The organism is Rhodoferax mekongensis (assembly GCF_032191775.1).
Taxonomy (GTDB): Bacteria; Pseudomonadota; Gammaproteobacteria; order Burkholderiales; family Burkholderiaceae_C; genus Allorhodoferax; species Allorhodoferax mekongensis.
The window spans coordinates 86,663-98,314 of the sequence record NZ_CP132507.1; the positions used below are offsets into that span (position 1 = coordinate 86,663).

Below are 11,652 nucleotides of genomic sequence, written 5' to 3' on the forward strand. Positions count from 1 at the left end.
AAAAAACCGCCCTTAAAGGTCTATTTTTACTGTTCGCATATCCAGTACCGTGCCCGAAGCGACCCTGCCGTTGTCCATCCGCACGCGCGCTTGCTGCCCGATGACACCCGCAGAGAGCGCTTGCGCCTCGCTCGATATCTGGAATCCGGGCCCCTGTGCCACGATCTTGACCGAGGCACCCGCTTGGAAAACCTGTGCCGGCCGAACCATGCCTTGCCGCATGGCTTGACCGGTTGTGAGGGTGCGACTGGCTGTCTGCCCCAACCACGCCGTCTTGTCGGCGAGAACAGGACTCTGCTCCTCGGCCCAGTCGACTTCGCCACGCGTGACATCTGACTCGGAAATATTGGCTCCCGAATTGACCTGATTCCTGACAACCCACGCTTCGCCCATAGCCCTGACGGTTACTGGCAAGGTCACATTCCAGCGGCTGATCCCGTCTACACAGCGCATGCCGATGCGGCTGCGCCCCCATAAACGGGAACCTGGCGGCACATAGGCTTCGATGTTCCCGCATGCTGCCAGTTTGACCCGGCTGTCCAACGCGCCTACGGTCACCTCCATCCGGAGGTTGGAGCCTTCGGCACGCTGAGCTTTCAACACCGCATCTTTGGCCCAGCTTTGGGCCATGGCCTGTAGCACCGTTCCCGTTTGTTCTTGGGCATTAGCTGTCGTCGACAGAAATAGCCCGGCAATCAGCATCGCGCGAGTCAGCGGGCGTTGAACGGAAGTACAAAAGAATGAAGGCATGAATGACTCCTAGGGAGGCCTTCACTATAGGAACGCACGGGCTCCAAGAAGCCCGCAAATGCGTAGTATTCGACGCCTTATTCCAAGGCTCAAAAATTAAAGCTTTTCCCATAATTGCCTCACATCGCCAGCCTTGGCCCCTGCCGGGAGCGATTGACAACTGTCGAGGTGCCCATGTTTTCCAATCTAACCAACGCTTTGGACTTCCAATCGAAGGGATTGGTGCTGCGCGCCGAGCGGCAGCGGGTCATTGCCAGCAACATCGCCAACGCCGATACCCCCGGTTATTCCGGGCGCGACTTTGACTTCAAAAAAGCCATGGCCGAGGCGACCTCGGGCCCGACCATTGCTCTGGCCCCACCCTCCAGTGGCACTCCGGCAGATGGAACCACCAATAGCCGCCACATACCTTTAACTCCCATCGAAGGCTCCTCCATCGGCGACAACAGCAAGTTGGGCTACACCATTCAGACCCAACCCGCCATGGATGGCAACAGTGTGGATCTGGATCGTGAACGGGCCAACTTCGTGGACAACTCGGTCCGCTATGAAGCAACGCTTCGTTTCATTAACGGCTCGTCCCGAACAATCTTGAGCGCTATTCAAGGTCAGTAAGCGCCAATTAGCACCGGAGACACACCATGTCCATGTTTTCCATCTTTAACGTCAGCGGCAGCGCCGTGAGTGCCCAGTCGCAGCGCTTGAACGTTGTCGCCAGTAATCTGGCCAACGCCGATGCGGTGGCAGGACCAGACGGCCAAGGCTACAAGAGCCGCCAGGTGGTGTTCGAGACCGTTCACATGGGGTCAGAGGCTTCCTCGGGCGTCAAAGTCAGCTCTATCAAGGAGAGCAACGAGCCGCTACGCAAGGTACACAACCCCTTGCACCCCTCTGCGGATGCAGAGGGCTACGTCACCCAATCCAACGTCAACCCGGTCGAGGAAATGGTCAACATGATCTCAGCATCGCGGTCTTACCAGAACAACGTGGAAGTCATGAACACCGCCAAAAGTCTGCTGCTCAAAACGCTGCAGATGGGTCAATAAGCGCAAGGATGAAATGACATGACTACCGCCATCAGCAGCAGCACAGCCACTACCGCAACGTCCAGTACCGGCGCAGTCAGCGCGCAAGAGCAGACCGACCGGTTCATGAAACTTCTGGTTGCACAGCTCAACAACCAGGATCCGATGAACCCCATGGACAACGCCCAAATGACCAGTCAGATCGCCCAGATCAACACGGTTTCGGGCATCCAGGAACTGAACGAAACCATGAAAAGCATGGCGGCGCAATTCACTTCCATGCAGGTGCTGCAAGGTGCCAGCATGGTGGGACATGGTGTCTTGGTGGAATCGGGCACGCTGTCCATCGATAGCGGTGTAGCCAAAGGTGCTGTCAACCTCGCCAGCAAGGCCGACAAGGTCACGATCGACATCAAGACGGCTGGGGGACAGTTGCTCGACACGGTGAATCTGGGATCCTTGCCAGCGGGGCAAACCAGCTTTCAATGGGATGCATCCAAATACAGCGGCCTGACCAACGTTACTTTCAAAGTCACTGCAACCCAAGGCGGACAAGCCGTCAAGACGACCAGTCTGGCACAGGACACGGTCACCGCCGTCGGTACTGACAACGGGGCGATGTCCCTACAGCTCAAGGGTCGCAGTGCAGTGGCCTACAGCGCAGTGAAATCCATTCTCTGATCCTGAACCATTTTTGAGGAAACCACCATGAGCTTTCAAACAGGACTCTCCGGCCTCAACGGCGCCAGCAAAAGTCTGGACGTTATCGGCAACAACATCGCCAACGCAAACACCGTAGGCATGAAGTATTCGCGAACCGAGTTCTCTGCCCTGGTTGCTTCTCAATTGGGGGCCGCCGGCGGTGGAGCAGGTCCGGGCATCGGTGTGGCGGTAGGGACCATCGCACAACAATTTACCCAAGGCAACATTAGCATCACCGGGAACAACCTGGACGTCGCGATCAACGGCGGTGGCTTCTTCCAAATTACCCTGCCGGATCAGTCAACCGCCTACACACGGGATGGCCAGTTCAAGTTGGATTCGAGCGGCAACTTGGTCACCAATGGAGGCGCCAATGTCATGGGGTACCCCACAGACCTCTTGGGCAATCGCACCAGCATCACACCGCAGAACATGGTGATTCCCACCAATGCGCCGATCCCTGCACAAGCCACCACGGCAATAACAGCGGAATTCAACCTGGATGCACGCACCAAACCTGCTGCCCAGAGCACGCCGCCCACGCCCATTTCCACCTACGGCACGACGATGACCGCCTTCGATTCCCAAGGAAACGAAGTACCCGTCAGCTTGTACTTCGTAAAAACCGGCCCGGATACCACTGCCAATCCTGCCGTCACTGTAGATACCTGGGATGTTTTCGACTCCACCAATGTAACGGCAGGCACCACGGCGTTGAATGCAAACGCAGCAATTTATGCCACACACAAGGCCAATGCAGCGTGGAATACGGCAAACCCCGGTCCAGACCAGAAAGCAACTTTTTCAGCTGCCGGCACAGGCATCTATGCGGCGGACCCCCAGCTGGCACTGGGAGCAACGGGCGCGCTCTTTCAGCTCAATTACGACGTCAATGGTAAGTTGACTTCGCCATTGGCAACGCAAACCTTGACCCTAACCTCGCCCAACACCGCGATCGGCACCTTTACGGCCAGCTTGGATCTCTCCAAAACCACACAATACGGAACAGCTTTTGCCGTATCTAACCTCACACAAGACGGATACACGGCGGGTGACCTCACCGGCATCACGATTGACGAGAGTGGTGTGATCACCACCCGCTACTCCAATGGCGAAACACAAGCCCGCGGTCAATTGCTGTTGGCAGACTTCCGCAATGTCCAGGGTTTGACACAAATCGGCGGAGGCAACTGGATTGAATCCTACGCCTCTGGTCAGCCCATGCTTGGCAACCCAGGTTTGGGTAAATTCGGGGGGCTGCGATCCGGCTCACTGGAGGACTCCAACGTCGACCTGACCGGCGAGTTGGTCAACATGATGACGGCCCAGCGGAATTACCAGGCCAACGCCCAAACCATCAAAACGCAAGATCAGATCATGTCGACGCTGGTCAACCTGCGTTAAGCCGTACTTCCGGAGCTGAATCACCATGGACCGCCTGATATATACCGCGATGACCGGCGCCAATGCGGCTGCGAGCCGCCAGTCGGTCCTGGCCAACAACCTGGCCAACGTTTCGACCAACGGTTTTCGCGCCCAGTTGGCCACTTACCGCGCGGTACCGCTGCGCGGCGAGGGCGCCACTACGCGCGTCTTTGCCCTGGAGGCTACGGCAGGACACCTCAATACGCCCGGCCCAGCCATGCGCACAGACCGCAGTCTGGACGTCATGGCCAAAGGCGACGCGTGGTTCACGGTGCAAGGATCGGATGGTACGGAGGCCTATACCCGCAATGGTCATATTGAAGTCGCGACGGACGGCACGCTGACCACCGGAAATGGCCTGCAAGTATTGTCCAGTGACGGCTCCCCCATCACCTCACCTGCAGGCGCCGAGCTCACGATCCAGCCAGACGGGAATGTCAGCGCCAAAGTGGGGAACCAGCCTGCCAATGTCATCGGCAGGCTCAAGCTGGTAGTGCCCACTGCAGAAGACCCGCTCAAACGTGGTGGTGATGGATTATTCCGAACACTTTCCGGCGACCCACTCAATTCTGAAGACACAGCACGGGTCCAGGCAGGCATGCTCGAGGGCTCCAATGTGAATGCCATTGAGGCCATGGTCGGAATGATCCAGACCGCACGCCAGTTTGAAGCCCAGACCCGGCTCATGCAAACCGCCGAATCCAATGACCGCGCTGCTGGCCAGCTCCTCAACCTGCAAGGATAAACACCATGATTAACTCGCTCTGGATCTCCAAAACGGGCATGGAAGCCCAACAAATGCAGTTGGACGTGATCTCCAACAACCTCGCCAACGTGTCCACCAATGGCTTCAAAAAATCGCATGCGGTGTTTGAAGACTTGATGTACCAGAACCTGCGACAGGTTGGCTCCAACACCTCGGAACAATCCACACTGCCCACCGGTTTGCAATTGGGTTTGGGTGTGCGCACCGTGGCCACCAGCCGGTCGTTCTCCCAGGGCAACCTGCAACAGTCCAGCAACAATCTGGATGTCGCCATTCAGGGCAACGGTTTCTTCCAAGTGACCATGCCAGACGGAACGACCGGCTACACCCGAGACGGCGCTTTCCAGATTGACAACGCGGGACGCCTGGTCACCTCCAACGGTTTACCCATCCTGAACGGTATCAACATCCCTGCCAACGCCACCAGTGTGGCTATTGCGCAGGACGGTGCGGTCACCGCCATGGTTCCGGGCAACGTAGCCCCCCAACCCATTGGCACCATCACGCTGGCCAGTTTCATCAACCCGGCCGGCCTGGAGCCCAAAGGGCAAAATATTTACGCGGAAAGCACCGCCTCCGGCCAGCCCAATGCGGGCACGGCGGGTGCGAACGGCCTGGGCACCTTGGCCCAAGGCTTTGTAGAAACCTCCAACGTCAACGTGGTGCAAGAGCTGGTCACCATGATCCAGACCCAACGCGCCTATGAGATGAACTCCAAAGCCATTCAGACTTCTGACCAGATGCTGCAAAAGCTCGGCCAACTGTAAGGAGCTGACGTGTTACCCCCCATCTTCACCCGCGTCGCTTCCGCTGCTGCCATGGTGGTGCTGGCCGCAGGTTGCCAGCAAATGCCGCAAAAAGTCACCGTGGACTTTGTGGAACCTCGGGTACCTGCGGCACCGATCGCATCCGTGGTGTCCAAGCCCGCTAACGGCAGCATCTATCAACAGGCGGCTTTCCGCCCTGCGTTTGAGGACCGTCGGGCGCGATTGGTCGGCGATGCGGTGACCATCCAGATCGTGGAAAACGTCACCGCGAGCCAGAAGTCCACTTCGACGGTGAATCGAAACACCTCGATTGACTCCGCCATCACGGCCTTGCCCGACCAGACCTTGGCCGGCTTGGGCAAGCTCAATGTCGGCGCGAGCACCAACAACAATTTCTCTGGCAAAGGCGGTACCGAGAGCGCAAATACGTTCTCGGGATCCATCACCGCCACCGTTATTGAAACCTTGCCCAACGGCCATCTGGTGGTCACCGGGGAAAAGCAGATCGGTGTGAACCAGAACGTGGATGTCCTGCGCTTCTCCGGCACCATAGACCCGCGCATGCTGCAGCCCGGCAGCGTCATCAGCTCCACGCAGGTAGCGAATGTCCGCGTCGAGTCCCGAGGACGCGGCGCCCAGGGCGAAGCGCAAACAGTTGGCTGGTTATCACGGTTCTTTTTGAGTTTTCAGCCCTTCTAAAGAAATCCAGAATAGTGCCGAGGGGTAACAGATCCAGTCGGATCGCCCCGTTAACCAACTCGGCACATGACACACTGGAAACTGCTTACAAACACCCTCCGCCTGCGGCGATGGGCCAGCTTGTGCGTGGCGCTCAGCATGGCCTTTGCGCCATTGGCTCACAGCGCAACCCGCATCAAAGAAGTCGCTGCCATTGAAGGCGTGCGCAGCAACCAGCTGACTGGCTTCGGCTTGGTGATCGGTCTGGATGGCACAGGCGACCAGACCACCCAGATGCCCTACACCACCCAGGGCCTCAAGAACTACATGGAACAACTGGGCCTGACGCTCACGCCCGCTTCCTTGACGCAGCTGCAAATGAAAAACGTGGCAGCAGTTCTCGTAACGGCCCAACTTCCCGCTTTTGCACGGCCCGGCCAGATGCTGGACATCAACGTATCGTCCCTGGGTAACGCCAAGTCGCTGAAGGGGGGCACCTTGATCGCGACCCCCCTCAAGGGCGCAGACGGAGAGGTGTACGCCATGGCGCAGGGCAACCTGATTGTGGCCGGCGCTGGTGCATCCGCCGGTGGTAGCAAAGTACAAGTGAATCACCTGAGTGCCGGCCGCATTCCGGACGGCGCCCAAGTGGAAAGAGCCGTGCCGACCAGCTTGCAAGACGGCCCCACTATCAACCTGAGCTTGAACGCCTCGGACTTCCAAACCGCGCGCAAAGTAGCCCAAGCCGTGAACAAACGTTTTGGCGACGGAATGGCCCAGGCCCTGGACGGCCGCACCGTGCAGGTCAAAGCCCCGACCAACCCGAATGATCGGGTCAGCTTTATAGCCGACATGGAAGAGCTGCCCATCGACAGCTCTGTTGCCGCCGCCAAGATCATCATCAATTCGCGCACCGGCTCGATCGTGATGAACCAGGCTGTGACACTGGGCGCCTGTGCCATTGCCCATGGCAACCTGTCCGTCAGCGTTTCGTCGAGCCCCGTCATCAGCCAACCCAACCCGCTCTCGGGCGGACAGACCGTCGTGGGCGAAAAAGCCAACATCGAAATCAAACAGGAGGCCGGCAAACTCATCCAGCTTCCCCAGGCCGCGCAACTGACCGATGTTGTAAGGGCACTGAACTCCCTGGGTGCCACGCCACAAGACTTGCTGGCCATCTTGCAGGCCATCAAGTCCGCAGGCGCACTGAATGCGGAGTTGGAGGTGATTTGACATGGGTTACGGTTCATTCAACGGCGTCTCCATGGCGCCCAGCATGCAAGACCTGGCTGCAGATGCGCGCTCCTTGGGCGCACTGAAAGCGGGTGCTGACAAGGCGACTCCGGAAACCATTCGCGCAACCGCCAAGCAATTTGAGTCACTTTTCATGCGTGAGCTCATCAAAAGCATGCGTGAGGCCACCATGAAGTCCGGCATGCTGGACAACCCCGGTAGCGACCTGGGAACGGACTTGCTGGATCAACAGTTCTCTGTCGCGATGTCAGGCCAGCCAGGCGGTCTGTCCGACCTGATTTCACAACAGCTGGCCCGTCAGATGGGCGTTGAAATGCCGGGCCATGGCGACAACATTGAGCGCCCACCTATGGCGGTCAATGCCCCGGAGAGTCTGAGCAGCAAGACCGGTACAGATAAATTGACGGCTTCTGATGCGGTACTCGCGCCCGTGAAAACCAAAAAGGCGCCGACCGCCGCCCAAGCGGAATTTGTCGCCAAGCACTCCGAGACCGCCAACAAAATTGAAAAGGCCACCGGCATACCTGCCAGCTTCATGCTGGGGCAAGCGGGCCATGAAACCGGCTGGGGTCGGCAGCAGATCAGGAACAAAGACGGCAGCAACTCTTTCAACCTGTTCGGCATCAAGGCTGGCGCCAGTTGGACTGGCAAAGTGGCCGAGATCACCACCACGGAATATGTGAATGGTGTGGCACAAAAGAAAGTCGCCAAATTCCGTGCCTACGCCTCATTTGAAGACTCTTTCAAGGACTACGCCCGTTTGATCTCGGACAGCCCGCGCTACGCCAAGGCCAGGGAACAAACCAAGTCTGTCACCGCATTTGCCAGTGGCCTGCAAAAAGCCGGGTATGCCACGGACCCCGAGTACGCAGCCAAGCTGAGCCGCGCCATCAACACCACCCTGCAACTGCGCCGGGCGCAAGTACAGGTCTAACACTAGAAGCGACGGACCATGAGCGTTCTCAACATCGGCACCCGCGCCCTGCAAGCCAACCAGATTGCCCTGCAAACGGCAGGCAACAACATTGCCAACGTCAACACGCCCGGCTATTCCCGCCAGAGCGTGGTGCTGACTGCAGTCGCAGGACAGTTCAGTGGTGGTGGCTATGTCGGCAAAGGGGTCGATGTACAAACCATACAGCGCAACTTCAGCACATTTTTGACACGCCAGGCCACACTGGCCAGCGCCACCCAAAATGCCGATCTGGCTCGCTCCAACAAACTCAACCAGTTGCAAGACATTTTTTCAGGCGGCAGCACTGGGCTGGGAGCAGCAGTCAGCGACATGATGAATGCGTTCTCTGATGTCGCCAGTGCGCCCACCGACCTGACAGCGCGCACCGTCGCACTGACTCGGGTGGATGAAACGGCAGGTCGTTTCCGCACTGCCTCCCAGGCATTGGATGATCTGCAAACGGGCGTGCAGCAGGAGCTATCGCAAAAGGCGGATGCCATCAACACATTGGCACGCAACATCGCTGACGTGAATGAGGAAATCGCCCGGGCACAGGGGTCCGGCCAGCCACCCAACGATCTGTTGGACCGTCGCGACCAACTGGTGCGCGAACTCAACCAATATGTGCAAACCACGTCCATTCCTGCGGACGACGGAACGGTCGGAATTTTCTTGGCGGGCAGCCAACCGCTGGTGCTGGGAACTACGGTGTCCCCGGTGTCTATCGTCAGTGACGAATTCGGCGACCCCCTCAAGAGCAAACTCGCAATCACCCGTGACGGACAGCAGATTCTGTTGGACGAAAATGCATTGGGGGGTGGTGAAGTCTCCGGGTTGCTGCGTTTTCAAAACAACGATCTGGCAGAAGGACGCAACCTGCTCGGGCGCCTGACCTTGGCCATCACCATGGAAATGAATGCCCAGCACAAGCTGGGGCTCGATCTGGACGGTAACGCCGGCGGCGACCTCTTCACCACTATCGATCTGAACACGACAGCCAATATCCGTGCGCCAGAGGCTCCGGCCAAAGTCAACTCCAACCCCTTGGTGCAAATCACGATGACCGTGACCGACACCACCCAGCTGGCTGCGTCGGACTACACCATCAACTTCAACTCGGCTACCAGCGGTACCATCACCCGTCTGTCCGATGGCAAGGTGACCAACTTCACGCAGACCTTGCCCTCCACCACTTTGGCTACTGTGGATGGCATCACGTTTGACATGCCCAGCGCAGCGCTTGCTACCCCCCAAGTACCGACGGTGGGCGACCGTTTTCTGATCAAACCCTTCTCCACTTCCGCCAGCAATGTCGCACGGGTTTTCTCGACGCCACGCCAGCTGGCCGTTGCCAGCCCCATCGCCGGGGCGATGGGCACCACCAACAAAGGGAGTCTTCAGCAAGTTTCCCTGACGGCATTGAGCAACAACCAAACTGCGACGCCACATGCGCCGGTCAAGCTCACCTTTACCAGCGCGACTACGTACACCCGCAGCGACGAACTGCCGACACCGGACACGACCGTCTACACTTTTGACCCCAATACTGCAATTACCGCAGTGGACCCTTTGGCCAATTGGAGCCTCAAGCTCACTGGTACGCCCAAGGCCGGAGATACATTCACGGTTGTGGACATCAAGGACCCGGCCTACAAACTGGACCTCAAACTGAATGGCGGAAACGCCACGGCCATGATGAACCTGCGGGACAAAGCCATGTTTGACGGTGCAGCCATGACCGATGGCTACGCCAGCGCCATCTCGCAAATCGGCATTCGCACCCAAAGCGCAAGCTACGCGGCCACGGTTTCAAGTTCGATTGCGGCCAACCTCGAGAAAGACCGCAGCGCGGTGTCTGGCGTGAATCTGGACGAAGAGGCCGCCAAATTGATCCAGTTCCAACAAGCCTACCAAGCGTCCGCCAAAATGATTCAGATTGCCCAAAACATCTTCGATACCCTGATCCAGGGGCTGGGCCGCTAAGGCCTGAAGGAGTCTCACCATGGCTGTCAATCTCTCCCGCCTCGCTTCTGCGAACACCTATGACAACGCACTGAGCAATCTGTCCAAGCGACAGACCGCACTTTCCAACCTACAGGAAAACCTCACCTCCGGCAAGCGCGTAGTGCGAGCCAGCGACGATCCCACCGGCGCAGCCCAAGCCGAGCGCGCACTGACCCGCCTCTCCCGCATTGCCACCGATCAACGCGCCCTGGAAGCACAACGCAACACCATTGCCAATGCCGAGAGCACGCTGGGTGACGTGGTAGATGCCCTGCAACAGTTCCGCGAGCTGGTGGTGAGTGCCGGCAACGGCAGCCACACACCCGCGGAGCGGACTACCATCGCCAACCAGCTCCAAGGCTTGCGTGAGCAAATCCTGGGCTACGCCAATCGCAAGGACACCAATGGCCAACCTCTGTTCGGAGCCCTGGCCAGCGCGGCCGAACCGTTCAGCGGCCCCAGTGCGACAGCACCGGACTACACCTACAACGGCTTGCCGGGCCAGACCGCAACCAGCAACACCTCGATTGCAAGCGCACTGGATGGCGAAAGCGCGTTCATGCACCAGCCCTCGCGCGATGGTGTTTACAACGTCAGTGTCGGCAACCTGACCACAGGCAGCATCAGCAACGGGCGGGCGCTTACCACCGGCAATGTGTCTGTGACGGATGCCAGCCTGGTCACCCGGGCCACTTACAAGATCACATTCGGTCCTGTCGTTGCAGGCGCTACGGCAGGCACCAGCTCGACGAGCTACACCATTGAAGAAATCCCCGCGACCGGCGACCTGCCGACCTTCCCGGGGCCGCCTTACCAGGTCGGTCCGTTTACCGTCCCGGACTACCCGTCTTCCAAACCGGTATCGGTCTTGATTGCCGACCAAGCAGGCCCTCCTGCCATCACCGGCATGCCGGGTCTGTCACTCACCATTACCGGCACACCGGCTGCTGGCGATGTGGTGACCGTGGACCCCAACCCCAGCATCTTCAGCGTGATGGACGACGCCATCCGCGACATTGGTGGAGCCGCCAACGCAAATGCCGCCACCCAAGCCGTGGGCCAGGCTCTGCACAACTTGGACATTGGCATGAACCGGGTTTCTGCGATTCGCGGCCAGGCAGGCGACCTGCTGAACCGGGCCGACCGCATTACCTCCAACCAGGAGAGCAAGAGCATCCAGTTGGAAGCGGACCGATCCCGCGCCGAAGACCTGGACATGATCAAGGGCGTGGCGGACTTCCAGAACCAGCAAACCGCCTACCAAGCCGCGCTGCAATCCTACGCGCAGGTACAAAAACTGTCGCTCTTCAACTTCATCAGTTGATG

12 protein-coding genes are annotated in these 11,652 nt (G+C 58.7%); 11 read left to right on the forward strand and 1 reads right to left on the reverse strand.

From position 1 onward, the window contains the following. Positions 1-12: 12 nt before the first annotated feature. Positions 13-750, reverse strand: a complete 738-nt coding sequence (gene flgA / locus RAN89_RS00350; RefSeq protein ID WP_313867731.1) for a flagellar basal body P-ring formation chaperone FlgA — start codon at positions 748-750, stop codon at positions 13-15. Positions 751-924: 174 nt separating this feature from the next. Here flgA and flgB point away from each other — a divergent pair, with 174 nt between their 5' ends. The 11 genes from flgB to flgL all read left to right on the forward strand — a co-directional run bounded on the left by flgB (position 925) and on the right by flgL (position 11,650). Then, the gene (flgB, locus tag RAN89_RS00355; RefSeq protein WP_313867732.1) at positions 925-1,365 is read left to right on the forward strand and encodes a flagellar basal body rod protein FlgB; all 441 of its coding nucleotides are present in this window, start codon (positions 925-927) and stop codon (positions 1,363-1,365) included. A 26-nt stretch (positions 1,366-1,391) separates the two neighbouring features. Beyond that, positions 1,392-1,796, forward strand: a complete 405-nt coding sequence (gene flgC / locus RAN89_RS00360; RefSeq protein ID WP_313867733.1) for a flagellar basal body rod protein FlgC — start codon at positions 1,392-1,394, stop codon at positions 1,794-1,796. Positions 1,797-1,814: 18 nt separating this feature from the next. After that, complete coding sequence (locus RAN89_RS00365) at positions 1,815-2,456, forward strand: flagellar hook assembly protein FlgD (RefSeq protein WP_313867734.1); 642 nt, start codon at positions 1,815-1,817, stop codon at positions 2,454-2,456. 27 nt (positions 2,457-2,483) lie between these two features. Beyond that, a complete protein-coding gene (gene flgE / locus RAN89_RS00370; protein WP_313867735.1) occupies positions 2,484-3,881 on the forward strand; it encodes a flagellar hook protein FlgE in 1,398 nt (465 codons plus the stop codon). Positions 3,882-3,906: 25 nt separating this feature from the next. Next, positions 3,907-4,647: a flagellar basal body rod protein FlgF gene (locus RAN89_RS00375; protein WP_313867736.1), complete on the forward strand. Its 741-nt coding sequence runs from the start codon at positions 3,907-3,909 to the stop codon at positions 4,645-4,647. Positions 4,648-4,652: 5 nt separating this feature from the next. Then, entirely contained in the window at positions 4,653-5,435 is a 783-nt protein-coding gene (gene flgG, locus RAN89_RS00380) for a flagellar basal-body rod protein FlgG (RefSeq protein WP_087495242.1), read from the forward strand. Between the two features lie 51 nt (positions 5,436-5,486). Beyond that, positions 5,487-6,134, forward strand: a complete 648-nt coding sequence (locus RAN89_RS00385) for a flagellar basal body L-ring protein FlgH (RefSeq protein ID WP_428983787.1) — start codon at positions 5,487-5,489, stop codon at positions 6,132-6,134. A 66-nt stretch (positions 6,135-6,200) separates the two neighbouring features. Further along, positions 6,201-7,346: a flagellar basal body P-ring protein FlgI gene (locus RAN89_RS00390; protein WP_313867738.1), complete on the forward strand. Its 1,146-nt coding sequence runs from the start codon at positions 6,201-6,203 to the stop codon at positions 7,344-7,346. Between the two features lies 1 nt (position 7,347). Further along, positions 7,348-8,301, forward strand: a complete 954-nt coding sequence (gene flgJ / locus RAN89_RS00395; protein ID WP_313867739.1) for a flagellar assembly peptidoglycan hydrolase FlgJ — start codon at positions 7,348-7,350, stop codon at positions 8,299-8,301. Positions 8,302-8,319: 18 nt separating this feature from the next. After that, complete coding sequence (gene flgK / locus RAN89_RS00400) at positions 8,320-10,305, forward strand: flagellar hook-associated protein FlgK (protein WP_313867740.1); 1,986 nt, start codon at positions 8,320-8,322, stop codon at positions 10,303-10,305. Between the two features lie 19 nt (positions 10,306-10,324). Continuing rightward, complete coding sequence (flgL, locus tag RAN89_RS00405; protein WP_313867741.1) at positions 10,325-11,650, forward strand: flagellar hook-associated protein FlgL; 1,326 nt, start codon at positions 10,325-10,327, stop codon at positions 11,648-11,650. The last annotated feature ends 2 nt before the right edge of the window (positions 11,651-11,652 follow it).